The sequence below is a fragment of the Kribbella sp. NBC_01484 genome (assembly GCF_036227145.1).
In the GTDB taxonomy this organism is placed as follows: Bacteria; Actinomycetota; Actinomycetes; order Propionibacteriales; family Kribbellaceae; genus Kribbella.
On the sequence record NZ_CP109437.1, the window covers coordinates 4,492,468 to 4,516,754 of the forward strand.

A 24,287-nucleotide genomic window follows, 5' to 3' on the forward strand; every position below is an offset into this window, starting at 1 on the left:
GGAGAACTCATGTCCCTACTCCTGACCAGACTGTTCCTGGCGGTGCTGCTGAAGCCACGCGAGGCCCGCAGGGAACGCGGCGATGTCCCCGGCTGGGTGCTCATCACGGTGATGACGGCCGGTCTGGTCGTCGCGATCTGGCAGCTCGCCGGCACGCAGTTGCAGCGAATGCTCCAAGACGCGTTGGACTCCGTCGGCAACAAGTGATGCGTTCCGCCCACCCCCGCTCGGCCGCGGGCCGGTCTGCGCCGCGGTCACGCGACGAGCGTGGGTCGGCGGTGGTGGATTTCGTGCTGGTCTCGATGCTCGTAGTCCCTTTGTTCTTGGGGATCCTGCAGGTCGGGCTGTACCTGTATGTGCGCAACACGGTGACGGCCGCGGCATCGGAGGGCGCGCACTATGCGGCCGTACTCAACCGGGTGCCTGCCGACGGTGAATCGCGGACACGGGAGCTGGTCGGCGGCGTGGTGCGGGACCAGTTGATCGACTCGGTGTCCGCCGAGGAGACCGACGTCGACGGGCAGCCGGGTGTGCTGGTCGTGGTCAAGGCGCACATGCCACCGCTCGGTCTGTGGGGTCCCGGGATCGACTTCAGCGTCGAAGGGCACGCCGTGAAGGAGACCGGCGAATGAGCACCTGGTGGATCTTCCGCCGGCGCGACGAGCGCGGGAGCGCGGTGGTGGAGTTCTCCTGGCTGGCGATCCTGCTGATGGTTCCGTTGGTGTACGTGATGCTCGCGGTCTTCGACGTACAGCGGGCCTCGTACGGCGCGACCGCGGCAACCCGGGCGGCCGGGCGGGCGTTCATCATCGTGCCGGCCGGGCTGTCGGAGGACGACGCTCGCGCGCGGGCGTTCGACGCGGCGCGCCTGGCGATGAAGGACCAGGGGATGGAGCTGAGCCCTGACCAACTCCGGATCACCTGCGATCCCGCCTGCCTCGAGCCCGGCTCGACCGTGACGGTCACCCTAGACACCGAAGTACGCCTGCCACTGATCCCGGACGCCCTCGGCGGTGAACCCCCGGCGATCCACATCAGCGCCTCCCACACCGAGCCGTACGGCGATTACCGCGAAGCCAAGGGCGACGGATGAGGCGCCGGGACGAGCAGGGTCAGATGACCGTCCTGATCATCGGGTTCACCGCGATCATCCTGCTGATGATCGTCGTGGTCACCGATATCTCGAAGGTGTTCCTGGTCCGCCGGGACCTGGACGCGACCGCGGACGGGGCAGTGCTGGCGGCGGCCAACGGGCTGGCGGCGATCTACGCTCAGCCGGCCGCGGACGGGAACGCCGAGCTCGACCCGGACGAGGCGCGCCGGCTGACCGCCGAGTATCTGGATCAGGTTGCCGCGAGCAACAGATTCGACGGCCTGGACTGGTCGGCCGACGTCGCCGGTACGACGGTGACCGTGCGGCTCACGTCGTCCGTCGACCTGCCGTTCGAGCCGCCCGGCTGGCCCGGCTCCTCCGACATCGCCTCGGAAGCCGCCGCCGTCGTGCCGATCCGTTGACGTCCGCGGATCATGCCGTGGGTTTGCTCGGTCAGGCGAAGAGGCCTGGGTTGTCGTTCAGCCAGGTGGTGAAGGTGCGGGCCGGGTGGCCGGTCAGTAGTTCGACGCCGGGCTTGATCGGCTGCGGCCTGCCGACCTGGGAAGCCCAGTAGGCGAGCAACGTCTCGCGCTGGCCGGGGTCGCGCAGCTGCAGCTCGGCCCGGGCCTGGTCAGGGGTGAGATCGACAGCCTCGATCGGCGCCCCGGTGACCTGGGTGATCAGCGCGATCTGGTGCCGCCGGGTCATGGACTCCGGGCCGGTGAGCGGGTAGCCGCGGCCGTCGTGGCCGTTGCCCGGTCCGTCGAGCAGGACACGGAGCGCGGCGTCGGCGATGTCCTGCTCGTGGATCGGCGCCTCTTCGGCGTCGAGGTACGGCAGCCGGATCTGCCCGGTCGCGCGGACCTGGTGTGACCAGAACTTCGCATTGCTCATGAACGCGCCGGGCTGCAGCCGGGTGGTCGCGTAGGACCCGCCGGCAATGACGCGTTCGGTCCTTGCATGCGGGTCCTCGGGACCGCCGAGCGACGACAGCGACGAGAGCATCACCACCTGCTTCACCCCGGCGGCGTCGGCGGCCGCGGCGAACGCCGGCGCCGAGGACGGATCGGAGTACAGGAACACCTGGCTGATGCCGTGCAGCGCGGGACCGGGGTCGGCCGGGTGATAGCTGACCGCAGCAGCTCCCAGGGTCGAGGGTTCGCGGGAGGCGACGCGGACGTCGTGACCGGCGGCGGTGAGGCCGGTGGCGACGGCGCGGGCGATCTTGCCGCGGCCGCCGGTGACGAGAATTGTCATTGGATGTGCTCCAAAAATGTAGTGACTACAAGATTGGAGGAAGTAAAGCAGATGCCCTACCCTCGGTGCAATGGAGAACAGCGGGCGCCGGGAGCGGAAGAAGCGGCAGACCCGGCAGGTCATCTCGGACGTCGCGACCACGCTGTTCCTGGAGCGCGGCTTCGACGCGGTGACCGTGGCGGAGGTGGCGCGCGCAGCGGATGTCGCCGTACAGACGGTGTTCAATCACTTCCCGACCAAGGAGGACCTGTTCTTCGACGAGCAGGGGTGGTGGCGCGGTCCGGCGCGGGCGATCCGGGAGGCGGCGGCCGACGCGGATCCGGTCGATGTGCTGGAGGCGAGCTATCTGGCCGGGATCCGGGACCGGCTGGAGGTCGGGCATCTGGCGACCTGGAAGCAGTTCGTTCGCACGATCGAGGACAGCCCGGCCCTGCTGGCCCGTCGTCGCCTGAACGCGGCGGAACTCGAGACTTTGCTGACCGCCGCCCTCGACGAGCGGCGCCCCGAGCATCTGCGGAACCGGCTGATCGCCGCTCAGTTCGCGGGCGCGCTGAAGGTCCTGGAAGAAGAACTGCTGCGCCTACTGCCCGACACGGCGTCCGCGGCCGACCTCGAACAGGTGCGGGTCGAGCTCGAGAAGGCGGTCGCCTATGTCTTCGGCGTACTGCGGCATGGCCTAGGTTTACCGGCAATCACCGCCTAGCGGGTACGCTGCTTGGTTGTGGCTGGACTGGATTTTGACGCGGAGCTCAAGCAGCTCGACGCGACGCTGACCTCGATCGAGAAGGTGCTCGATCTCGATTCCCTGCGCAAGGAGATCGCCGAGCTCGGTGAGGCGGTCGCGGCACCCGACCTGTGGGACGACCAGGCGAACGCGCAGAAGGTGACGTCCCGGCTGTCCAGCCTGCAGTCCGATGTCGAGCGGGTGACCACGCTGCGCGGCCGCCTCGACGACCTCGGTGCACTGATCGAGCTCGGCCGCGAGGAGAACGACTCCGACAGCATGGCCGAGGCGGAGAAGGATCTCGGTCCGCTGAGCAAGGCGATCCAGTCCCTCGAGGTCCGCACGCTGCTGTCCGGTGAGTACGACGAGCGCGAGGCGCTGGTCACGATCCGCTCCGGCGCGGGCGGTGTGGACGCGGCGGACTTCGCCGAGATGCTCCAGCGGATGTACCTGCGCTGGGCCGAGCGGCACGGTTACCCGACCGAGGTCTACGACACGTCGTACGCCGAGGAGGCCGGGCTCAAGTCGACCACGTTCGGGGTCAAGGCGCCGTACGCGTATGGCACGCTGAGTGTGGAGTCGGGTACGCACCGACTGGTCCGGATCTCGCCGTTCGACAACCAGGGCCGCCGGCAGACGTCGTTCGCGGCGGTCGAGGTGGTCCCGGTGCTCGAGCAGACCGACGAGATCGACGTACCCGAGGAAGAGCTGCGGATCGACGTGTACCGGTCGTCCGGCCCGGGTGGTCAGAGCGTCAACACGACCGACTCCGCGGTCCGGATCACCCACATCCCGACCGGCACCGTGGTCTCCTGCCAGAACGAGAAGTCCCAGCTGCAGAACAAGGCTTCCGCGATGGTGATCCTGAAGGCCAAGCTGCTGGCGCTGAAGAAGGCCGAGGAGCGGGCCCAGATCGACGCGCTGCGCGGTGACGTGCAGGGCTCGTGGGGTGACCAGATGCGGTCGTACGTGCTGCACCCGTACCAGATGGTGAAGGACCTGCGGACGCAGTACGAGTCCGGCAACACGTCCGGCGTCTTCGACGGCGAGATCGACGACTTCATCGAGGCCGGCATCCGCTGGCGCCGCACCGGCCAAACGGTTGCCGAGCACAACTGACCTCCGCGCCGACTGCGGTAGTTGCTTCGGCCTCTGCTGTGTGGCGCTGACGTTCAGCAGGTCGGCGGACTTCGCGATCGACAAGCCCGCGGGCGAGGCCTGCCCGAATCTGTCCACCGACTTCCGGTGCGGCATTCACAGCCGGCTGCGCTCGAAGGGCTTCCCGGGCTGCACGGTCTACGACTGCTTCGGCGCCGGTCAGGAGATCTCCCGGCGCGCCGGCACGAGCTGGCGGGAGCAGCCGGGGCAGGCGATGTTCGCGGCCCTGCCGATCCTGCGCCAGCTGCACGAACTGCTGTGGTATCTCACGGAGGCCCTTGAATACAAGGCTTTCGAGGCCGAGGTGCGCGCCGCGATCGACCGGGTTGAAGGTGTGAGTCGTACGGCGGACCTGACCACGGTGGATGTGGACGCGGAGCGGGCCGCGGTCAACGAGTTGCTGCTGAAGACGAGTCAGCTCGTCCGTGGCAAGCAGAGCAAGAAGAAGGACCGCCGCGGCGCCGACCTGATCGGCGCCCGTCTCCGTGGTGCCGACCTCGCGAAGGCCAACCTGCGCGGCGCGTACCTGATCGCCGCCGACCTGCGTGACGCGGACCTTCGCCAGGCGGACCTGATCGGCGCCGATCTTCGCGACGCCGACCTCCGCGGCGCGGACCTGACCGGCGCCCTCTTCCTCACGCAGTCCCAGGTCAACGCGGGCCGAGGCGACCGCACCACCAAGCTACCCCCGTCCGTCACCCGCCCCTCCCACTGGTGACCGACAATCCCTTACGTCCGAAGAACTGTGGTCTATAGGCCACGATTCTTCGGACGTAAGGAGCTCTTAGGGGCGGGAGCGCAGTTGGTGGGTGACTGGCGTCATGAGGAGGGAGATGGCGGTGACGGCGATCGCCACTGCGGCGAGTGCTCCGCCCTGGCCCCATGACGTGCCGGCCAGTGACAGGTACGCCGTACCGACCGTGGCCGCGCCGAGGGCGAGACAGGTCTGCTGGCTGGTGAGCAGGATGCCGCTACCGAGGCCTGCCTGGGCCCCCGGGACCTGACCGAGCACGACGCCGATCAGCGGCACCATGACCAGTCCGGAGCCGAAGCCGGCGACCAGCATCGGTACGGCGAGCTTCCACGGGTTCACGTCCGGCCAGATGGTGAGGGCGACGATCGCGAGCAGGGAGTAGCCGACGGCCTGGATGATCCACCCGCGCAGGATCAGGCCGGCGCCGTACCGCACCTGCAGACGCGGGCCGTAGATCGAGGTGATCAGGAACCCGACCGCCATCGGCAGCAGGCTCAGACCGCCTTCCAGCGGCGACATATGCGCCTCGCCCTGGGTGGCGAGCGCGAACACGAACATGAAGCCACCGAAGGTGGTGAAGAACGCCACCGCCAGCAGGAGGCCGATCCGCATCGCGCGCAGCCGCAGGACGGTCGGCGGGATCAGTGGGGACTTGCTGGCTTGCTCTGAGCGGTGCTGGTGCAGGCCGAGCACCACTACGGCCGGAATCGTCGCGGCGAGGCAGACCCAGGTCCAGAGTGGCCAGCCGAGCGGTCGGCCCTCGGTGAGCGGCAGCAGCAGTAGCACCAGGGTCAGTGCGAGCAGTGCGGCGCCGACGAGGTCGACGCGCTGGGCCTTGTCGGCCTTGGTCTCTGGCAGCAGCCGGATCGCGGCTACGACGGCCAGGAGGCCGACCGGGACGTTGACGAGGAACACCGCCCGCCAGCCGAGGTCGAAGACATTGGCCTCGACCAGTACGCCGCCGAGGATCTGACCGAGTGCGGCCGCGGCACCGCCGGCGACACCGAACATCGCCATCGCGCGGGCGCGGTGTTCGCCGGTGAGGAGGCTGGAGATCGACGCGAGGACCTGCGGGGTCATGGCGGCGGCCGTGGCGCCCTGGACGACGCGGGCCGCGAGGAGTACGCCGATGGTCGGGGCGATGGCGCAGATCAGCGACATCACGGTGAAGCCGGTCAGGCCGATCAGGAACAGGCGCTTGCGGCCGAAACCGTCGCCGAGGCGACCGCCGACGACCAGCAGAGTGGCGTTGGCGATGCCGTAACTGCCGACGACGAGTTGCAGCTCGCCGGACGACGCACTCAGGTCCGAGCCGATGGCCGGCAGGGCGACGTTGATGATGAAGAAGGAGAGCATCGGCAGGAAGGCGCCGAAGAGCAAGGTGGTCAAGGCCACCGGCCCCAGCGGCGACGCGGCGGCACGCGGCCGGGCGGCGACCGGGGTGGTGGCGGCTTGGAGCTGGTCTGTCATGCCTCCACCCTGCGCCCGCCGGAAGCCGGGTACTAAGAGTCTGTTTATCCTGGTATTGCCACCACCTGGAACCAGGATGCGCTTGCACGCATGATGGTGCCATGACAACTGTTCCAGCCGCCACCGACAGTTCTGTTCGCGTGCTGCGGGGGGTGTCTGCGGGCCCTGCTGTGGACAAGGGTGAGCAGCGGCGGGAGCTCGGGGTGTTCCTGCGGAGCCGGCGGGAGCGGATTCAGCCGGACGAGGTTGGGTTTGCGCCAGGTGGGCGGCGGCGGACGCCGGGGTTGCGGCGGGAAGAGGTGGCACTGCTCGCGGGGGTGGGCGTGACTTGGTACACGTGGTTGGAGCAGGGGCGGGACATCAACGTGTCGGCGCAGGTGCTGGAAGCGGTGGCCAACACGTTGCGGCTCGACCGGCAGGAGCGCAATCACCTGTTCACCTTGGCGGGGCTTCAGCTCGGTCCGGCGCGGGGTGAGTGCGCGGTGCTGCCCGCGTCGCTCCAGAAGACGCTCGACGCAGTCTCGCCGTACCCGGCGCTGGTCCTGAACGCGCGCTACGACATCCTCGCGTTCAACGAGGCGTACTGCCGCGTGGTGCTGGACCTGCACGAGATCCCGGTCGAGGAACGCAACATGCTCTGGGTGACGTTCGTGTCGAACGAGTGGCGCTGCAACTTCGTCGAGTCCGAGTCGATGAAGCTGCACATGGTCGCGGGGTTCCGGGCGGCGATGGCCGACCACGTGGGCGAGCCGGCCTGGCAGGACATGGTCGCGCGGCTGCTCGCGGGGTCGAAGCTGTTCGCGGAGTTGTGGGAGCGGTACGAGGTGGCCGCGCCGAGCACCCGGATCAAGTTGCTGGAGAACGCGAAGGCCGGCGTACTGCGGATCGAGCCGGTCAACCTCTGGCTGTCGCAGCTCGGACAGATCCGGGCGACGGTCTACACCGCCGCCGACGAGGCCACCGAAGCCAAACTCCGAGTCCTCGTCGGGACCGACTGAGCAGATCCGATCAGGCGGTGTCGCGGGCCGGCCAGGCTGCCTTGAGGGTCTGGAGGGTGACGGCGATCGCCGGGCGGCGGGCGGTGGTCGTGCGCCAGACGGCGTACAGGCGGCGGCTCGGGGCGGGCTGGAGCGGTACGACGACCACACCGTCGGGGATCGGGCCGCGGCCGAGCCGGGGGAGCAGGCCGATACCGATGCCGCGGGCAAGCATGGCCAGCTGGGTCTGGTACTCCGCGACCGAGTAGGCGACGTTCGGCTCGACGCCGGCGCGACGCATCGTCCGGACCAGCCATTCGTGGCAGATCGACCCGGCCGGCTGGCAGATCCACCGCTCGCCGACCAGATCCTCCGCGCGGACGAACTCCTTGCCTGCCAGGCGATGCGTCGCGGGGATCAGCACGTCAGCGGGATCCGATCCGAGCTTCACGCGCGACAAGCCCTCCGGCAGGCGTAGCGGCGCGTTGTGCCAGTCGTGGACGACTGCGACGTGGACCTCGCCACGGTTGACCGCGGCAACGGCCTCGAACGGATCGGTCTCGACGACGCGGACGTCGAGTCCCGGATTGTCGTCGATCAACCGTGCCAGGGCCGGCGGCAACAATCCTCGGGCGGCCGTCGGGAACGCGGCGACGCTGAGCGTGCCGATCGCCTGCCCGCGCTGCTCCTCCAGGGTCAGCTCGGCATCCTCGACCAGCTCGAGGATGCGCGATGCCGTCGCTGCCAGCTCCCGCGCCGCGTCGGTCAGGACGATCCCGCGTCCCTGGCGCTCGACCAGCGTCGTGCGCGTCTCCCGCTCCAGTTTGGCCAGCTGCTGCGACACCGCCGACGGTGTGTATCCGAGCACCTCGGCCGCGCGATTGACCGAGCCGTACTGAGCGACGGCGTGCAGAGCGCGGAGCCTGCCGAGATCGATCATGTAGCACTCCTACATCGAAGGCGGTAGCAATCAGTGCTGGTCCTTAAGTGTAGTCCCGCCCAGACTGGACCGCATGAAGCCTCGTGACCTGCTGCTCGCGCTCGCCGTCGTTGTCGTCTGGGGTGTCAATTTCGTCGTCATCGAGGTCGGGCTGGAAGGCTTCCCGCCGCTGCTGTTCTCCGCGCTGCGCTTCCTCTTCGCCGCCGTCCCGGCGATCTTCCTGCTCGGCAAGCCGCGGGTGGCCTGGCGGTACGTGATCGGCGTCGGCCTCGCGCTCGGGGTAGCGAAGTTCGGGCTGCTCTTCATCGCGATGAAGAACGGCGTCCCGGCCGGCCTGGCGTCGCTGGTGCTGCAGTGCCAGGTGATCTTCACGGTCCTGTTCGCGATCGTCGTACTGCGCGAACGGCCGCGGCTGGCGCAGATCGCCGGCATCCTGATCGCCTGCTTCGGCATGGTCCTGATCATGCTCGATCACGGGCTGTCCGCTCCGCTGGGTGCACTCGCGCTGGTGATCGCGGCCGGCGCGTTCTGGGGAGTCTCCAACACGATCACCCGCTACGCGAAGCCGCAGGACACGTTGCGCTTCATGATCTGGGTCAGCGCGGTAGCCGTCGTGCCGCTGCTGCTGTTGTCCCTGCTCACCGAGGGCGCGCAGGCGGACCTGGACGCGCTGCACGGGATCAGGCTCACCGGCGTCGGTGCGATCGCCTATGTCGCCTTCGCTGCCACGCTGTTCGGCTTCGGCGTCTGGGGCTATCTACTGCGCCAGTACGACGCCAGCACCGTGGCGCCGTTCTCCCTCTTGGTGCCGATCGTCGGGATGGCGGCTGCCTGGCTGCTGCGCGGCGAGGCAGTCGGCCTGCAGCAGGGGATCGCGGCGGTCCTGGTGATCGGTGGGATGGCGTGCACGGTGATCCGGCGCCGGACCCCGCGCGCGGCGGCGTCCGGCGAGCGGGTCGTGGTGGAGTCAGCTGTCTGATCCGACAGGCAGCCGCATCGGCGGCATCTGCCAGCCGCGGGCCAGCGAGGACTCGTACGCCGGCGCACCGCCGGCGAAGTACTCGGTGAACTTCATGATCAGCGGATCCCAGCGGAGCGGGTCGATGTAGCGGTCGTTGCTCATCAACAGGTCCTCGCGGACGTGCACGCGCTCGACCTTCATCTCCAGAGCACACAGGTGCGAGTCGGGTCCGCCGATGTCGTGGATGTTCACGATCCGGCCCTCGAGGTTGATCGGGCTCTCCTGGACCGCGTCGACATCGACCAGGTCACCCGGCTCGCGGGTCAGCCCGGCCGCCGCGAACTTGTCCGGCTCGTAGCGATAGCCGCGGGCGCGCTTGGCGTCGGACATCTGCTCCGACCCGGTGAGCAACGCGATCCGGTCGAGGGCGGCGACCATGTCCGGATCGACCAGGTTGAGGACCACCTCGGGCCGCTCGGTGAGGTTCTTGACGGCCTGGGCGCTGGTGCCCATCCCCAGCATCGCGGTGTAGCCGAGCCACCAGGCCGACGACATCGGGCTGAGGTTCGTGCTGCCGTCCGGGTTGCGGGAGCTGATCAGCACGACCGGCGTGCCGAAGTACAGGACCTTGGGTTCAACGGTTCGCTTCACGCTGATGGAACGTCGGTGCGCCAGGATGTGTGAGTGGACCCTCACCAAGTCAGCCGACTGACCGCAGGCTGGATCGAGAACCTCCCCGGCGAGGGCAGCACCGTCGTCTCCGGTCTCGGAGTCCAGCCACTCCTCGCGATCCTCGCCGAGCTCGCCGACGACCCCGCGCGCACCGAGCTCGCCGAAGCCGCCGGTGGACGGTACGGCGGACTCCTGCAGACGCCCGAACTCCGGATGGCCTTGGGCCTGTGGACGCGACCGGAGATCGAGCTGCAGCCGGGTGTGGACCGATTCCTGCCGCCGGAGGTCCGGGGCACGTTGACCGATCAGGCAGCGCTGGACGCGTGGGTGGTCGAGCACACCGACGGTCTGGTACGGCGGATGCCGATCGAGCTCAACCCGGATGTGCTCCTGGTGCTGGCGTCCGCGTTGGCGTTGAGGACCAAGTGGGCGCTGCCGTTTGTCGGGTACCCGCGCGGCGAGCGTCGCTGGTTGAGCCGGACCGACTATGACCTCGACACGGTTCGCGTGTTCGAGAGTCCGGCCGGTCCGCTCACCGTCGTCACGGTCGTCGGCACCGGGGAGTTCGACGTACGCCTGGTGGCGGGCGAGGCCGGTCGGGGCGCCGTACTCGCGGCTGCGCTCGAGCTGAGCGGGGACGGGGTGAGTGGGGCGGAGTTGCTGGCCCGGGAAGGGTCCGCGCCGGCTCTGGAGGTGATCGCGTCGATGTCGCCGGTGCCGAGCGTCATCCTGTCGCTGCCGTACTTCGAGGTCGACGCGGAGCACGATTTGCTCGAGCATCCCGGGGTGTTCGGTCTGCGAACGGCGATGGACAGCAGCCAAGGACATTTCCCTGGGCTGAGTCCGCAGCCCCTCGCCGTCGACCAGGCCAAGCAGGCCGTCATGGCACGCTTCTCCGCCACCGGCTTCGAGGCAGCCGCCGTCACCGCAATGGCCATGGCCGCCGGGTCCGCCCCAACACCAGGCGCCAAGGCCCTACTCGTCTCCTTGGAGGGACCGTTTGGCTTCATCGCGGTCCATCGGCCGACCGGAATCCCCGTGGTCGCCGGGTGGGTCGCCGGTGCATGACGACAGGTGGCTCGGACCGCCAGGCCATCACAAAGGCCTGGTGTCCCGAGGCTCCAGGCGGGACTGGCGAACGTTGGGGAGATTGTGATGGCCTGCGCGTCCGCGCTGCAGCCAGCCAGGTGGCAGGGTGGACGGTATGGATGCCGACGTGGTGCGCGCAGTCAACGACCTCACCACCCGCTGGGCTCGGGAACTCCCGGCGGGGAACACCGTCGTGTCGGGGCTCGGCCTCTGGCCGCTGCTCGCGATCCTGGCGACAGCCGCCGACGAACCAGGCCGCGCCGAGCTCGCCGCAGCCGCTGGTCTACCCGCTGACCAGGGTTCCGCGCAGGCGCTGGCACTGATCCAGGCGATCGACGGGTCGGCCGATCTCCATGCGGCGCTGGCCGTGTGGGTGAGCGAGCACCTCAAGCTCGCCGAGTCCTTCGACAGCGTGCTGCCGGCTCCTCTGGTCGGCATGCTCACCGGGAAGTCCGCGGTCGACAAGCCGAAGCTGGACGCCTGGGCCGCGGAGCACACCAACGACCTGATCCGCGAGATGCCGCTCGAGATCACCCCCGACGTCATGCTCGTCCTCGCGTCGGCCCTGTCGCTGCGCACGACCTGGGTCCGCCCGTTCACCGAGCAGATCAAGCGTGTGCACAATGGTCCGTGGTCCGGCGGCTCGTGGCACTGGCTGGAGCGCGTCGACAACGACCTCGACGCCGTACGGCGCTACGACGACCTGACCGTGATCACGGTGCGCGGCGACGCGGATGTCGACGTACTGCTCGGAGTCGGCTCGGGTGGGCAGGCCGACGTACTCACGGGTTTGCTCGGGGCCGCGGCTCGGCCGGCTGACGGCGTACCCGGAAGTCAGCTGATCGACGAGGGTCAGCCCGGCACGCAGCTCGCGCCCGGGGTGAAGGTCGGGCAGACCACGGCGCTGCGACAGGACCTGAAGCTGACGTTGCCGGCGTTCAACGTCGAGGCGGAGCACGATCTGCTGGCGTTGCGTGAGCTGTTCGGGCTGAGCGCTGTCACCACGGATCCCGGCGAGCACGGTCACTTCAGTGCGATCAGTCCGACGCCGCTCGCGGTTGGGCAGGCCAAGCAGAAGGTGCTCGCGCGGTTCTACGCGACCGGGTTCGAGGCCGCGGCGGTCACCTCGATGGCGCTGATGCGGACCTCGATGCCGACGCGGCAGGCGCGCCGGCTCGAGGTCGCGCTGGACCAGCCGTTCGCGTTCGCCGCCGTACTGCGGGAGTCACGCCTGCCGATCGTGGCCGGCTGGGTCGCGACACCTACTGTGCCGGGAGACTGAACAGCCGGTTGAGCAGCGCGGACGCCTCGTCGACCCCTACGCGGTCGCCGGTGAGGAGCAGGTCGAACAGCAGGCCGCGTGAGGCTGCCAGACCGAGCCGCGCGTACGCCGGGGCCTCGTCGGGCGGGATGCCCGCTCGGACGCACAAATCGATGAGCGGCGGCAGCCAGACGCTGATCAGGTCGCCCTTGAGTGCCTCGGTGTGCGGAAGGTCCTGCATCGCGTGGGCGCTCAGTTCGAAGAACAGTGGGCCGTAGATCAACGCGGCCTCGGTGACGCGGCGCCAGAACTCGTCGGCCTGCTCCGCGATCGGCCGGTCGGTCCGGCTGAGCGTGGCAAGCAGGTCGCGTTGTTGCTGCTCGACGGTGCGGACCACCTCGGCGAGCAGTCCCTCCCGGGAGCCGAAGTGGTAGATCAGCATCCGGTGGCTGGTGCCGATCGAGCCGGCGATGCTCCGCAGGCTGGCGTCTCCGATGCCGTTCTTCGCAAAGTGCTCAACGGCATCCGTCAAGAGGCTCTGGCGGCTCACTGGCCTTCGCTGACCTGCTTCAGCTTCTCCGTCTCGGTGGCGATGTACCGCTTGGTGAGACCGGCGTACAGCCTGCCGAACAGCCAGCCGAGCGGGCCCTCCTGGATGATCGTCGCCGTCGCTACCGTGCCTTCCGGCGTGCTGGTGACCCGGTGGACGCCGGTGGTCTTGATGCCGGGAGCTTTGGAGACCCACTCGAAGTACTCGCCCTCTTTGAGTTCCGTCACCTCCCAGATCGCGACCGGGAGCTTCGGCTGGCGGATGCGGGTCTTGGCGCCGATGTGGATCCGGCCGGCGTCGAGCCGCTCGACCGAATCGACGGTCGGGGTCCACTCGGGCCACCGCTCGACGTCGCTGAACACCTGCCACACCCGCTCGGGTGGGGCCTGAATCGTACTGGAATGATCGAAGCGCATGTACCAAATGGTACATCAGGTCTTCGTCAGGCTTCCCTGGGTGTCCGTCGGGTGTCCGCAGGGGCCAGGTAGGGTCTGGGGCCATGGCTGACCAGAACGTGCAGAACGAGCAGGACCCGGGCGCGAACACGCAGATGTTCCGCGCCTTCGTGAACGAGGGCCAGACCGAGGCCACCGCCGAACCCAAGCTGAACGGCCGCGTCCTGGCCGTCGTCGGCGCCGCGGTGGTCCTGATCGCGGTCATCGCCGCGATCGCCGTCTTCTGAGCTTGACCGAGGTTCAGGTCGCGGTCGTCCGGGTCTTCACCGACCCTGACGGCCGGTTCGGCAACCCCCTCGGCATCATCGACGGCGCTCTCGTCCCGCCCGCCGACCGGCTGCGCGTGGCCGCCGCGCTGGGCTTCAGTGAGACCGTGTACGTCGACGACGCGGCAACCGGCACGATCCGGATCTTCTCCGGCACTACCGAAATGCCCTTCGCCGGCCACCCCACCGTCGGTGTCGCCTGGTGGCTCCACTCCCAGGGTCACTCCGTCGACACCCTCCGCGTCCCGGCCGGCGACATCCCCGTCACGCGAGACGGCGACCTGATCTCAGTCCGCGCCAACACCACCTGGGGCAGCGACTGGGACTGGCGCCAACTGTCGACCCCCGAGGACGTCCTCGCCGCCACCTTCACGTCCTACTCGGCCGGCCATACGTTCATCTGGTCCTGGCAAGACGAACCCAACGGCATCATCCGAGCCCGAGCCTTCGCCCCCGCCATGGGCATCGAGGAAGACCAAGCCACCGGCTCCGCCGTCACCCAGCTAACCGCCCACCTGGCCCGCAACCTCCTGGTCGTCCAAGGCGCAGGCTCCCACCTCCACACCACCTACGATCCCCCCACCCACGCCACCGTAGGCGGCCACGTCCACCCCGCCGAGCCGCGCACCATCACGATCTGACCGCACGGAATCCGGCATCCGTTGACGGGTGTGGGGGAGCGGATGAAGGATGGGTGCTCGGCTAGTTGGGGAGGTTCTGGTGGCTGAGGTTGTCAGGGCGGCGCTGGTGCAGACGTCGTGGACCGGCGACAAAGAGTCCATGATCAAGGCGCATGAGGAGTACGCGCGGCAGGCGGCGGCCGCCGGAGCGCGGGTGATCTGTTTCCAGGAACTGTTCTACGGGCCGTATTTCTGCCAGCTCCAGGACACCGAGTACTACGAGTACGCCGAGTCCGTGCCGGGGCCGACGACCGAGCGGTTCGCCGCGCTGGCCAAGGAACTCGGGATGGTGATGGTGCTCCCGGTGTACGAGCAGGAGCAGCCGGGCGTGCTGTACAACACCGCCGCCGTCATTGATGCCGATGGCAAGTACCTCGGCAAGTACCGGAAGAACCACATCCCGCAGGTGAAGGGGTTCTGGGAGAAGTTCTACTTCCGTCCCGGGAACCTCGGCTACCCGATCTTCGACACCGCGGTCGGCCGGATCGGCGTCTACATCTGCTACGACCGGCACTTCCCCGAGGGCTGGCGCGCGCTCGGCCTGGCCGGCGCGAAGATCGTGTTCAACCCGTCCGCGACCAGCCGTGGGCTCTCGGCGTACCTCTGGAAGCTGGAGCAGCCCGCGAGTGCGGTGGCCAACGAGTACTTCATCGGCGCGATCAACCGGGTCGGGATCGAGTCCGACTTCGGTGACAACGACTTCTACGGTACGTCGTACTTCGTCGACCCGGAGGGGAAGTTCGTCGGGGACGTCGGCCACGACCACGATCCGGAACTGATCGTCCGCGACCTGGACCTCGGCCTGCTGGACACGGTCCGCGACCGCTGGCAGTTCTACCGCGACCGCCGCCCCGACGCCTACGGAGACGTGACGAAACCGTAGAACCCAACCGCTCGAACCCCTTCCGTACCTCTAAGGGTCAATCTTCCTTCTTTCCGCTCAACGAGGAGTGGCATAGATGTCTTTGCTGGTCAAGGGTGGAACTGTCATCGGACCGACCGGGACGAGGGTCGCGGATGTCCTGGTCGAGGGCGAGAAGATCGTCGCCGTACTGGACCCGTCGTTCACCCCGGCGGTCACCGCGGACGAGGTGATCGATGCCACCGGCAAGTACGTGATCCCGGGCGGGATCGACGCGCACACGCACATGGAGCTGCCGTTCGGCGGCACCGCGGCGAGTGACACCTTCGACACCGGCACCCGGGCGGCCGCCTGGGGCGGTACGACGACCATCATCGACTTCGCCGTCCAGCGGACCGGTGAAGTGGTGCAGGACGGACTCGCCGCCTGGCATACCAAGGCCGAAGGCAACTGTCACATCGACTACGCGTTCCACATGATCCTCGGCGGCGTCGACACCGACGCGCTGAAGGCGATGGACCAGTTGGTCGCCGACGAGGGCATCACCAGCTTCAAGCTGTTCATGGCCTACCCGGGCGTCTTCTACTCCGACGACGGGCAGATCCTGCGGGCGATGCAGACCGCGCGGGAGAACGGCGCGATGATCATGATGCACGCGGAGAACGGCATCGCGATCGACGTCCTCGTGCAGCAGGCGCTGGCTCGCGGCGAGACCGACCCGATCTATCACGGCATCACGCGCCCGCCGGCGCTCGAGACCGAGGCGACCAGCAGGGCGATCGCGCTGGCGGAGGTCGCCCAGGACTGCCCGCTCTACATCGTCCACCTGTCGGCGAGCGGGGCCCTGGAGGCTGTCGCCCAGGCGCGTGACAACGGCCGGAACGTGTTCGCCGAGACCTGCCCGCAGTACCTCTATCTGACGTTGGAGGACCAGCTCGGCGCGCCCGGCTTCGAGGGCGCCAAATGGGTCTGCTCGACACCGTTGCGCAGCAAGCACGAGTCGCACGCCAAGGATCTGTGGAAGGGCCTGCGGAGCAACGATCTGGCGATCGTGTCGACCGACCACTGCCCGTTCTGCATGAAGGACCAGAAGGAGCTGGGCATCGGCGACTTCTCCAAGATCCCGAACGGGATCGGCGGTGTCGAGCACCGCGTCGATCTCATCTACCAAGGCGTCGTGGACGGCAAGCTCTCGCTGGAGCGCTGGGTCGAGACGATCTCGACCACGCCGGCCCGGATGTTCGGGCTCTACCCGCAGAAGGGGATCGTCCAGCCCGGCTCGGACGCCGACCTGGTCGTCTACGACCCGGACGGTACGACGCGGATCGGTGTCGAGACGCATCACATGAACATGGACTACTCGGCGTACGAAGGGGTCGAGATCCAGGGCCGGGTGGGCACCGTGATCTCGCGCGGCGAGGTGATCGTGGCTGACGGCAACTACCATGGCCGCAAGGGCCGGGGGAAGTTCCTGAAGCGTGGCCTGTCGTCGTACTTGATGTAGGGGGAGATCGTGGACTTCGGTGTGGTGTTCCAGTGCGATCCGCCCGCGTCCACGGTCGTGGACTTGGCGCGGAAGGCCGAGGACGCCGGGTTCGGCTACGTGTGGACGTTCGACTCGCACCTGCTCTGGCAGGAGCCGTTCGTCATCTACAGCCAGATCCTGGCCGCGACGCAACGGGTGATCGTCGGCCCGATGGTGACGAACCCGGGCACCCGGGACTGGACCGTGATCGCGTCCCAGTTCGCCACCCTGAACGAGATGTTCGGCAACCGGACGATCTGCGGCATCGGCCGCGGCGACTCCGCGCTGCGGACGCTCGGCGCCAAACCCGGCACGATCGACGAGCTGAAGCAGTGCGTCGAGATCGTCCGCTCGCTGGCCCGCGGCGAAACGGTCGAGTACCGCGGTCAGCAGCTCAAGTTCGCCTGGGTCGACCATGGTGCGCTGGACGTCTGGGTCGCGGCGTACGGACCGAAGGCGCTGGCCGCGACCGGCGAGGTCGGTGACGGCTACATCCTGCAGCTGGCCGACCCTGACATCGCCGAGTGGATGATCACCGCCGTACGGCGTTCTGCCGAGCAGGCCGGCCGTGATCCGGCGGCGATCAAGTTCTGCGTCGCGGCACCGGCGTACGTCGGGGACGACCTGGACCATCAGCGCGAGCAGACCCGGTGGTTCGGCGGGATGGTCGGCAACCACGTGGCCGACATCGTCGGGCGGTACGGGACTTCCGGTGCGGTGCCGAAGGCGCTCACGGACTACATCGAGGGCCGCAAGGGCTACGACTACGCCGAGCACGGGCGGGCGGGCAACACCCACACCGCCTTCGTCCCGGATGAGGTCGTCGACCGGTTCTGCATCCTCGGCCCGGTCGAGAATCACCTGGCCCGGCTGGCGGAGCTGAAGGCGCTCGGCGTCGACCAGTTCGCGCTGTACCTGCAGCACGACGCGAAGGAAGAGACGTTGGCCGCCTACGGCAAGGACATCATCCCGGCGTTCTGAGCTGGAGCTGCTCGGCGGCGTGTGCCAACCGCAGTCCGGTCCGCGTCGCGCCGTACGACGTCGTGGGCGGGTAGCCCGTGGTCACGGTCCGGGTGACCAGTTCGGCGGACTCGAGGTCCTTCAAGGCCAGCGTCAGCGCGCGGTTCGAGGTGCCGGGCAAGGCGTTGCGCAGCTCGGAGAAACGGCGCTCGCCGGCCGTGAGCAGCACGAGGATCGGCAGGGACCACTTCTTCAGGCCGACCTCGCTTGCGCCGAGCTCGTGCAGCAGGTCCGTCAGCGCGGCGGCAGGCTCGGCGAGTTGCGCACCTGCCTCGGTCAGCAGGTACTCCGGTCGCAGCGGGTGACCGTGTCCGGGGTTGCGCCGGATGAGGCCGGCCTCGGTCAGGAAGGCGAGCGTCCGGCTGAGGGACTCGCGGCCGACGCCGAGGTTGTGGGTCAGGTTCACGAAGCGCCCGCCGTAGCCGCGGTGCAGTTCGGCGAGCACCGGGACGGCCCAGCGGAGGTGGACCAGGGTCGCCAGCGTTGACACGAAAGTAAGCTTAGTATAAAAACAGGACCATGAGTGGGATCGAGTACGACGGGCGCGCCGTCTGCGCGCTCGAGGTCGCCGACCTGGAGCAGTCGCTCCGGTGGTACGAGCAGGCGCTGGGATTCGAGGTCGTCCACCGGCTGGAGTCCTGGGGCTGGGCCGAGCTGAGTACGCCGCTACCCGGGATCTCGATCGGGATCGGCCAGACCGAGAAGCCGAAGACCGAGGGCGGGGTCGTCGTCACGTTCGGGGTCCACGACATCGACAAGGCCCGCGCGCACCTCGAGTCGGTCGGCACGCGCTTCGACGGGGAGACCCGCCAGATCGCGGACGAGGTGCGCCTCGCCACGTTCTACGACCCGGACGGCAACACGTTCATGCTCGCCCAGCGGCTCGTCGAAGTGCCACGCCCGACGGCCAGAGAGTCATGAGCCCCCGCCCGCCCGACGGCCACGGAGTCGTGAGCACACGGCGCCCCGACGGCCAATGGATCATGAGATCCCGGCCGCTCGACGGGGAGTCGTGAGCACGCCGCCGCGGCCGGGGATGGAGAGCCTGACCCTCGTCCTGCTCCGCCGCCTGGCCGAGCAGCCGATCCTGCCCGACGACGAGCAGGACCGGGTCCAGGAAGCCCACCTCGCCTTCCTCGACAGACTCCGCAAGGAAGGCGTGATGGGGGCGGCCGGCCCGTTCCGCGACCACGCCGACGAGACCCTCCGCGGCCTGTGCGTCTACCGAACCGGCATCGAAGAAGCCCGCCGCCACGCCTCGGACGACCCGGCCGTCCAGGCAGGCCTCCTCGAGGCCGAACCAATCACCTGGTGGTTCCGCACCGGCGAAATCCACCTGGCCTGACCGGAGCCGAGCGGCGGCGGTCGGGCAGCCAAGGTCTACGGGTTGGGAGTCCAGCGGTAGGCCCCCGGTAGTAGATCGGTGGCGAGGACCGAGCCGACGCCGTCGGGGGTCGGCAGGATGACGCGGATGGTTGGGTGGTAGTCGACGAGGATCTGGCGGTCGCGGCCGCAGGGGCCGACGACGCCGCGGCCTTCGTTGCCTACGGCCACGATCGTGGTGAGCTCGCGGGCTCCTTCGGCGCGGGCGCGGCCGAGTGCGACCAGCTCGGCGCAGGGGCCGCCGGTGAAGTGGTACAGATTGATCCCGGCGTACATCCGGCCGTCCACACCTCGTACGGCGGCGCCCATCGTGTGGACGCCGTCCGGTCCGTCGGTGTTCGCGTCCACGGTCCGGCGGGCCAATTCGATCAGCTCGCGGTCGTCGTCGGTCAAGGGCTGCACAGTGATCACCCCCTTAGCCTGTCACGCGCAGTAGCCCAACTGGTTGACGGGACCTGGTGCAGGCGCTGGCGAGCCCGCGACCCCGGACAGGTAGTGGAGACCTCGGACACGCCACAGCCTGTCCGAGATCCCCAGATGGTGTCCGAGGTCGCGGGTTCGGTACCCCCGCCGACCGGCAAGACGAGCGCGTCCTGTCACCGCGCCTGCCCGCCGGTGCGGGCCGCTCGGGTGCGGACGGTGGCTGGGGGGCAGCTCGACAGGAGGTGTCCGCCTTGGCCCCGGACGAGCCGGCCGGGCCAGGCGTGAATGCCTCGCCCGACCAGTACCCCTGGACCGACACTTCCTGTCGAGCTGCACACCAGCCGACCTCGCTCACTTCGCCAACACATCCAGCAGAAGCGCCGTCCGCGGCGTGCCCCATCTCCGACAAAGGAGCAACAACATGGCACAGGGAACTGTGAAATGGTTCAACGCTGACAAGGGCTTCAACTTCATCACTGTGGACGGGGCGGCGCGGACGTGTTCGTGCACTCTCCGCCATCCAGTCCGACGGCTTCCGTAGGCTCGAAGAGAATCAGCGCGTCGAGTTCGACATCGCCCAGGGCCCGAAGGGTCAGCAGACGGAGTATCCACCTGGCCTGACCGGAGCCGAGCGGCGGCGGTCGGGCAGCGAGGTCTACGGGTTGGGGGTCCAGCGGTAGGGGCCTGGGAGTAGGTCGGTGGCGAGGACTGAGCCGGGGCCGTCCGGGGTGGGGAGGATGACGCGGATCGTCGGGTGGTATTCGACGAGGATCTGCCGGTCGCGTCCGCACGGGCCGACCACGCCGCGACCTTCGTTGCCTACGGCCACGATTGTGGTGAGGTCGCGGGCTCCTTCGGCGCGGGCGCGGCCGAGGGCGACCAGTTCGGCGCAGGGTCCGCCGGTGAAGTGGGCGAGGTTGATTCCGGCGTACATCCGGCCGTCCACACCGCGTACGGCGGCGCCCATCGTGTGGACGCCGTCCGGTCCGTCGGTGTTCGCGTCCACGGTCCGGCGGGCCAGTTCGATCAGCTCGCGGTCGTCGTCGGTCAAGGGCTGGATGTCCATCAGTTGTTGATCCGTTTCAGCTCGGCGTCAACTGCGGTCTTGACGGTCTTGATCTCGGTGGCGGGGTCGGCGCCGCTGCGGATGATCCGGTTGAGTGCGTCGGAGTACGCCGTACTGGACTTCGGCGACCAGAGGATCGGCGTCTGCGCGTGGCCGTTCTCGTTGACGAACTCGACCGCGTCGGCGGCCGGGCCGGACTTGAGCTTGTCCGCCTTCGCGGCCAGGCTCTTGCGGGCCGGGATGTGGAAGCCGTACGACTGCGCGAAGTCGAGCTGGTCGTCGGTCTGGTCGACCCACAGCCACTTGACGAACTTCTTCGCCGCGTCGACGTTCTTCGACTTGGCGTTCACGCACGAACCGTAGGCGCCGACCGGGACACTCGGCTTGCCGGTGGTCGCGTTCAGCTTCGGCCAGGGGAGTACGCCGAAGTCGTCGGGGAACGCCTTCTGGATGGCCGGCAGCGTCCACAGGCCGGTGAACTGCATCGCCGTCAGGCCCTGCGTGAACGCGGACGGGTCGGACCAGTCGGTCGGTGCCCCGAGCAACAGAGTCTTCGAGGTGAACAGCTCGCGCAGCTTGTGCAGCGACTCGATCGCGGCCGGGTCGTCGAAGCCGAACTGGTTGTCCTCGGTCAGGTAGTCCAGCCCGGCCGACCACAGCGCCGGTCCGCCGAGGACGCCGACGCCGCCGTCGTTGCCGACGAACAGGCCCTTCACCTTGTCGGTGGTCAGCTTGTGAGCGGCCGCGAGCAGGTCGTCGACGGTCTCGGGCGGCTGGACGCCGGCCGCGCTGAGCAGGCTCTTGCGGTAGACGAGCAGCTGCATGTCGGTGACCTGCGGGACCGCGTACAGCTTGCCTCGGTACGTCATCCGGTCGATCAGCGACGGCGTGAAGTCGGACTTGGCGTCACCGAGCAAATCGGTCAGCTCGACCACCTGGTTGGCCTTGATCATGTCGATGGTCGGCCCGTTGACGGACTCGAACACGTCCGGACCCTGGTCGGTGAGCAGCGCGGTCGACATTTTCTTGTCGTAGTCGCCCGGCGACCACTGCACGGTCACGGTCGCGTCCGGGTAGGCCTTCGCATACCTCTCGACCGCCTGCTGCGTGCCGGCTTCGCCGTACTGGTGATACCACTGCGCCAACGCCGGCTTGTCTCCCGACGAGCCGCCCGACCCCGCGTCCGCCCGCCCGGTGTTCGATCCACACCCAGCCACCGCCATCGCCGCGAGCCCGCCACCCATCGCGAGCAACCGCCGCCTGGTAACCCCAGTCATCCCGCCGTACCTCCATCCCGCGCAGTCCCACAGCCCGCGCACCACCCAGACCCTACGAACTCCGGAGGGTCGTCGGATCACGTATGCTGGCCGGCATGTTCTGCTTCTGTGACTAGGGATCGCTCCTGCGCGTGGTTTGCGCGGTCGAGGCCGAATTCGTGGTGCGGCGTCCGGTTGGGGCGTCGTCGATCTCCAGGAGTGTTCTCTTGTCCGGCACAGTTCGTGCTGGGAGCTACCGTGATGTGCTGTTGTTGCCGTTCGCGCTGCGCACGTTCGTGCCGGCGCTGCTCGGCCGACTGTCGTACGGTCTGCTCCCGCTGTCGTTGCTTTTCACCGTCCAGCAGTCCACCAACTCTTTCGCCACCGCGGGTGCCGCGGTCGCGATCTTCGGGCTCGCGTCGCTGTCGATGCCCTACAAGGCACGGCTCGTCGACCGCTTCAGCCAGCGCCGGGTGCTCCCGCCCCTCGCCGTCGGCTGTTCCGCCGCTCTGGTTGTCATTGCGAGTACGACGAGCAACCTCGTACTCGTGGCTGCGGCAGGACTGCTCGCACCCCCGCTGGGACCGTCGATGCGGTCCAACTGGCGACTGCTCACCGACGGATCGGCCCTCAAAGAACGGGCCTATGCGTTGGACGCGGTCAGCGAGGAATGCCTCTTCCTCGGCGGTCCGTTGCTCGCCGGCGCGCTGATCAGTGTGGCGTCCGCGCCCGCCGCGCTCGGCTGCTCTGCGGGCCTGATGGTCGTCGGCACCATCGCCATGGTGACCAGTCCGGTCACGCGACACACCACAGTGGCACCAGCGACCCGCCATCCGCTGGGACCGCTGGTCATCCCGGGCCTGCGACGGATCCTGGTCGTCATCATGGTCACGGCGTCCGGGGTCAGTCTCGCCTACCTCTGCGTGGCCGGAGTCGCTCAGCGCGCGGGCCGTCCCGGCGCGGCGGGGTACGTCGAGGCCGCGATCGCGCTCGGCAGTGTCACCGGTGGGCTGCTGTGGGCTCGTCGCAGCCACACCCGCTCGTGGTCGACACACCTCGGCGGGCTGATCGCCGTACTGGCTGCCGGTCTGCTCGCGGCCTCGTTCGCGACCAATCTGCTCGTGCTCGGAGTGGTGATGGGTGCGGCCGGTGTCGCCGTGGCGCCGCTGTTCGTGGTGTCCTACCTGGCTGCGGACAACGTCACTCCGCCGCACCAGCGCACCGAGGCGAGCACGTGGATCAACACCGCCAACAACCTCGGCTCGTCGGCCGGCTCCGCGCTGGCCGGGCTGCTGATCCAGCGGACCACGCCGTCGCACGGGTTCCTGGCGGGCGGCGTACTGCTTACCCTCGTCGCCGCGATCGTGTGGGTGTCAGGCGTCCGACAGGCGGGCGATGGTGGCTGAGGCTCGGCGGACGATCGGGACAGGGCCTTCGGGAAGGACGTCGCCGATGAAGGTGTAGTGCCGGAGGATGTCGGGATCGATGCCGCCGGGCCGGTGGCGGCTGTGGTCGCGGACCCAGTCGATGATGTCGCCCCAGCCGGGGGCCGCGAGCGAGCCACCGAAGTGCTGGACGGACAGTCCCGCGCAGAGATTGCCGAAGGCGAGTCGGTGAGCGAGCGGCCAGCCGCGGAGCGTCCCGAGGACGAGCGAGGCGAGGAAGACGTCGCCGGCGCCGGTCGGGTCGTAGGAGCGGACCGGCAGGGCCGGCACCTGCTCCTCTTCGCCGGTCGCGGAGTCGATCGCGAGTACGCCGTCGGCGCCGTTGGTGACGACCGCCAGCGGGACACGCTCGGCCAGCTTGTGCAGCGCGGCCTTCGGCGTGTCGGTGCGGGTGTAGGCCATCGCTTCGGTCGCGTTCGGCGTGAAGGCGTGAAAGCCCTCGAGGACGTCGAGCACCGCGGGCGACCACTCGTCGGTCGGGTCCCAGCCGACGTCGCCGAACAGCAGGGTGCCGGACTGCATCGCCTCGATGGTCCAGTCGGGCAGTTCGTCGGCGACCGGGACGATCGCCGAGCGGGTCTTCAGGCCGGGACCCACCAGTTTGCTCGGATCGCCGGGCGCCTCGTGGGCGTGGGTGACCATGGCCCGGTCCCGGTCGATCGACATCGACACCGTCACCGGGGAGTGCCAGTGGCCGATCCGGCGGGAGTGGGACAGGTCCACCCCTTCCTGGTCGGCCAGGGTCCGCCAGCAGAAGTCGGCGTACACATCGTCGCCGAAGACCGCGGCCAGGCCGCTCTTCAGGCCGAGCCGCGCGGCCGCGATGGCGAAGTTCGCGACGCCGCCGGGGCACGAGCCCATCCCCTCGGCGAAGATCTCGGTGCCGGTGGTCGGGGCGGACTCCAGACCGGTCATCACGATGTCGAGGAACACGGTCCCCTGCACGAACACGTCGTAGGCGTCGGACTTGTCCATCACGATGACACTGCTCCTTGTCATG

General features: G+C 68.8%; 30 protein-coding genes and 1 pseudogene. 20 read left to right on the top strand and 11 right to left on the bottom strand.

What is annotated here, in order from left to right; genetic code table 11:
* Positions 1-9 precede the first annotated feature (9 nt).
* The 4 genes from OG555_RS22010 to OG555_RS22025 all read left to right on the top strand — a co-directional run bounded on the left by OG555_RS22010 (position 10) and on the right by OG555_RS22025 (position 1,515).
* Positions 10-207, top strand: coding sequence for a hypothetical protein (locus OG555_RS22010; protein WP_329474403.1), 198 nt, complete (start codon positions 10-12; stop codon positions 205-207).
* Between the two features lie 95 nt (positions 208-302).
* Positions 303-632 carry a TadE family protein gene (locus tag OG555_RS22015; protein WP_329474404.1) on the top strand — a complete coding sequence of 110 codons (330 nt, stop codon included), beginning with the start codon at positions 303-305 and terminating at the stop codon, positions 630-632.
* Positions 629-1,093 carry a TadE/TadG family type IV pilus assembly protein gene (locus tag OG555_RS22020; RefSeq protein ID WP_329474405.1) on the top strand — a complete coding sequence of 155 codons (465 nt, stop codon included), beginning with the start codon at positions 629-631 and terminating at the stop codon, positions 1,091-1,093. The genes OG555_RS22015 and OG555_RS22020 overlap by 4 nt, the downstream gene beginning before the upstream one ends.
* A gap of 23 nt (positions 1,094-1,116) precedes the next feature.
* Positions 1,117-1,515, top strand: a complete 399-nt coding sequence (locus OG555_RS22025) for a Tad domain-containing protein (protein ID WP_328523496.1) — start codon at positions 1,117-1,119, stop codon at positions 1,513-1,515.
* Between the two features lie 31 nt (positions 1,516-1,546).
* On the opposite strand, the gene OG555_RS22030 is transcribed toward OG555_RS22025, so the two are convergent.
* Complete coding sequence (locus OG555_RS22030) at positions 1,547-2,350, bottom strand: SDR family oxidoreductase (protein WP_329474406.1); 804 nt, start codon at positions 2,348-2,350, stop codon at positions 1,547-1,549.
* Positions 2,351-2,420: 70 nt separating this feature from the next.
* Between OG555_RS22030 and OG555_RS22035 the strand changes: the two genes are divergently transcribed.
* Genes OG555_RS22035 through OG555_RS22045 form a run of 3 tightly spaced genes read left to right on the top strand, consistent with a single transcriptional unit; the run spans position 2,421 to position 4,950 of the window.
* Positions 2,421-3,053 carry a TetR/AcrR family transcriptional regulator gene (locus OG555_RS22035; protein WP_329474407.1) on the top strand — a complete coding sequence of 211 codons (633 nt, stop codon included), beginning with the start codon at positions 2,421-2,423 and terminating at the stop codon, positions 3,051-3,053.
* A gap of 18 nt (positions 3,054-3,071) precedes the next feature.
* Complete coding sequence (gene prfB, locus OG555_RS22040) at positions 3,072-4,193, top strand: peptide chain release factor 2 (RefSeq protein WP_329474408.1); 1,122 nt, start codon at positions 3,072-3,074, stop codon at positions 4,191-4,193.
* 40 nt (positions 4,194-4,233) lie between these two features.
* Entirely contained in the window at positions 4,234-4,950 is a 717-nt protein-coding gene (locus OG555_RS22045) for a pentapeptide repeat-containing protein (RefSeq protein WP_329474409.1), read from the top strand.
* 66 nt (positions 4,951-5,016) lie between these two features.
* Here OG555_RS22045 and OG555_RS22050 read toward each other — a convergent pair whose 3' ends face one another.
* Positions 5,017-6,456, bottom strand: coding sequence for an MFS transporter (locus OG555_RS22050; protein WP_329474410.1), 1,440 nt, complete (start codon positions 6,454-6,456; stop codon positions 5,017-5,019).
* A 101-nt stretch (positions 6,457-6,557) separates the two neighbouring features.
* Here OG555_RS22050 and OG555_RS22055 point away from each other — a divergent pair, with 101 nt between their 5' ends.
* Positions 6,558-7,454, top strand: coding sequence for a helix-turn-helix transcriptional regulator (locus OG555_RS22055; RefSeq protein ID WP_329474411.1), 897 nt, complete (start codon positions 6,558-6,560; stop codon positions 7,452-7,454).
* A 10-nt stretch (positions 7,455-7,464) separates the two neighbouring features.
* Here OG555_RS22055 and OG555_RS22060 read toward each other — a convergent pair whose 3' ends face one another.
* Positions 7,465-8,373 carry a LysR family transcriptional regulator gene (locus OG555_RS22060; protein ID WP_329474412.1) on the bottom strand — a complete coding sequence of 303 codons (909 nt, stop codon included), beginning with the start codon at positions 8,371-8,373 and terminating at the stop codon, positions 7,465-7,467.
* Positions 8,374-8,446: 73 nt separating this feature from the next.
* Here OG555_RS22060 and OG555_RS22065 point away from each other — a divergent pair, with 73 nt between their 5' ends.
* The gene (locus tag OG555_RS22065; RefSeq protein ID WP_329474413.1) at positions 8,447-9,352 is read left to right on the top strand and encodes an EamA family transporter; all 906 of its coding nucleotides are present in this window, start codon (positions 8,447-8,449) and stop codon (positions 9,350-9,352) included.
* Here OG555_RS22065 and OG555_RS22070 read toward each other — a convergent pair.
* The gene (locus OG555_RS22070; RefSeq protein ID WP_329474414.1) at positions 9,341-9,985 is read right to left on the bottom strand and encodes a flavin reductase family protein; all 645 of its coding nucleotides are present in this window, start codon (positions 9,983-9,985) and stop codon (positions 9,341-9,343) included. The genes OG555_RS22065 and OG555_RS22070 overlap by 12 nt on opposite strands.
* 33 nt (positions 9,986-10,018) lie before the next feature.
* Here OG555_RS22070 and OG555_RS22075 point away from each other — a divergent pair, with 33 nt between their 5' ends.
* On the top strand, positions 10,019-11,074 hold the full coding sequence (locus OG555_RS22075; protein ID WP_329474415.1) for a serpin family protein: 1,056 nt from the start codon (positions 10,019-10,021) through the stop codon (positions 11,072-11,074).
* A gap of 136 nt (positions 11,075-11,210) precedes the next feature.
* Entirely contained in the window at positions 11,211-12,377 is a 1,167-nt protein-coding gene (locus tag OG555_RS22080) for a serpin family protein (protein ID WP_329474416.1), read from the top strand.
* Here OG555_RS22080 and OG555_RS22085 read toward each other — a convergent pair.
* Both OG555_RS22085 and OG555_RS22090 read right to left on the bottom strand, forming a co-directional pair.
* Entirely contained in the window at positions 12,358-12,888 is a 531-nt protein-coding gene (locus tag OG555_RS22085) for a TetR/AcrR family transcriptional regulator (protein WP_328523482.1), read from the bottom strand. The genes OG555_RS22080 and OG555_RS22085 overlap by 20 nt on opposite strands.
* Positions 12,889-12,902: 14 nt before the next feature.
* On the bottom strand, positions 12,903-13,322 hold the full coding sequence (locus tag OG555_RS22090; RefSeq protein ID WP_329474417.1) for an SRPBCC family protein: 420 nt from the start codon (positions 13,320-13,322) through the stop codon (positions 12,903-12,905).
* Between the two features lie 83 nt (positions 13,323-13,405).
* Between OG555_RS22090 and OG555_RS22095 the strand changes: the two genes are divergently transcribed.
* The 5 genes from OG555_RS22095 (at position 13,406) to OG555_RS22115 (ending at position 17,675) form a co-directional block, all read left to right on the top strand.
* Positions 13,406-13,588 carry a hypothetical protein gene (locus tag OG555_RS22095; RefSeq protein ID WP_328523480.1) on the top strand — a complete coding sequence of 61 codons (183 nt, stop codon included), beginning with the start codon at positions 13,406-13,408 and terminating at the stop codon, positions 13,586-13,588.
* 2 nt (positions 13,589-13,590) lie between these two features.
* On the top strand, positions 13,591-14,268 hold the full coding sequence (locus OG555_RS22100; protein WP_329474418.1) for a PhzF family phenazine biosynthesis protein: 678 nt from the start codon (positions 13,591-13,593) through the stop codon (positions 14,266-14,268).
* Between the two features lie 79 nt (positions 14,269-14,347).
* Positions 14,348-15,190 (top strand): nitrilase-related carbon-nitrogen hydrolase, encoded by an 843-nt coding sequence (locus OG555_RS22105; RefSeq protein ID WP_329474419.1) that lies wholly within the window; start codon positions 14,348-14,350, stop codon positions 15,188-15,190.
* A gap of 76 nt (positions 15,191-15,266) precedes the next feature.
* Entirely contained in the window at positions 15,267-16,673 is a 1,407-nt protein-coding gene (gene hydA, locus OG555_RS22110; protein ID WP_329474420.1) for a dihydropyrimidinase, read from the top strand.
* A gap of 9 nt (positions 16,674-16,682) precedes the next feature.
* On the top strand, positions 16,683-17,675 hold the full coding sequence (locus OG555_RS22115; protein WP_329474421.1) for a TIGR03842 family LLM class F420-dependent oxidoreductase: 993 nt from the start codon (positions 16,683-16,685) through the stop codon (positions 17,673-17,675).
* Here OG555_RS22115 and OG555_RS22120 read toward each other — a convergent pair.
* Complete coding sequence (locus tag OG555_RS22120) at positions 17,659-18,204, bottom strand: winged helix-turn-helix transcriptional regulator (RefSeq protein ID WP_329474422.1); 546 nt, start codon at positions 18,202-18,204, stop codon at positions 17,659-17,661. The genes OG555_RS22115 and OG555_RS22120 overlap by 17 nt on opposite strands.
* Before the next feature lie 29 nt (positions 18,205-18,233).
* Here OG555_RS22120 and OG555_RS22125 point away from each other — a divergent pair, with 29 nt between their 5' ends.
* Both OG555_RS22125 and OG555_RS22130 read left to right on the top strand, forming a co-directional pair.
* On the top strand, positions 18,234-18,635 hold the full coding sequence (locus tag OG555_RS22125; protein WP_329474423.1) for a VOC family protein: 402 nt from the start codon (positions 18,234-18,236) through the stop codon (positions 18,633-18,635).
* A gap of 91 nt (positions 18,636-18,726) precedes the next feature.
* The gene (locus OG555_RS22130; protein WP_329474424.1) at positions 18,727-19,059 is read left to right on the top strand and encodes a YciI family protein; all 333 of its coding nucleotides are present in this window, start codon (positions 18,727-18,729) and stop codon (positions 19,057-19,059) included.
* A gap of 35 nt (positions 19,060-19,094) precedes the next feature.
* Here OG555_RS22130 and OG555_RS22135 read toward each other — a convergent pair whose 3' ends face one another.
* On the bottom strand, positions 19,095-19,508 hold the full coding sequence (locus OG555_RS22135) for a cytidine deaminase family protein (RefSeq protein ID WP_329474425.1): 414 nt from the start codon (positions 19,506-19,508) through the stop codon (positions 19,095-19,097).
* Between the two features lie 433 nt (positions 19,509-19,941).
* Between OG555_RS22135 and OG555_RS22140 the strand changes: the two are divergent.
* Positions 19,942-20,125: pseudogene (locus OG555_RS22140) on the top strand (cold-shock protein); the annotation flags it as partial.
* A 50-nt stretch (positions 20,126-20,175) separates the two neighbouring features.
* Here the strand turns inward: OG555_RS22140 and OG555_RS22145 are convergent.
* Entirely contained in the window at positions 20,176-20,586 is a 411-nt protein-coding gene (locus OG555_RS22145) for a cytidine deaminase family protein (protein WP_329474426.1), read from the bottom strand.
* Positions 20,586-21,863: an ABC transporter substrate-binding protein gene (locus OG555_RS22150; protein WP_329474427.1), complete on the bottom strand. Its 1,278-nt coding sequence runs from the start codon at positions 21,861-21,863 to the stop codon at positions 20,586-20,588. Before OG555_RS22150 ends, OG555_RS22145 begins: the two co-directional genes overlap by 1 nt.
* A 206-nt stretch (positions 21,864-22,069) precedes the next feature.
* Between OG555_RS22150 and OG555_RS22155 the strand changes: the two genes are divergently transcribed.
* Complete coding sequence (locus tag OG555_RS22155; protein WP_329474428.1) at positions 22,070-23,248, top strand: MFS transporter; 1,179 nt, start codon at positions 22,070-22,072, stop codon at positions 23,246-23,248.
* Here the strand turns inward: OG555_RS22155 and OG555_RS22160 are convergent.
* Positions 23,216-24,286 (bottom strand): carbohydrate kinase family protein, encoded by a 1,071-nt coding sequence (locus OG555_RS22160; RefSeq protein WP_329474429.1) that lies wholly within the window; start codon positions 24,284-24,286, stop codon positions 23,216-23,218. The two genes, OG555_RS22155 and OG555_RS22160, sit on opposite strands and share 33 nt — an antisense overlap.
* Position 24,287 lies beyond the last annotated feature (1 nt).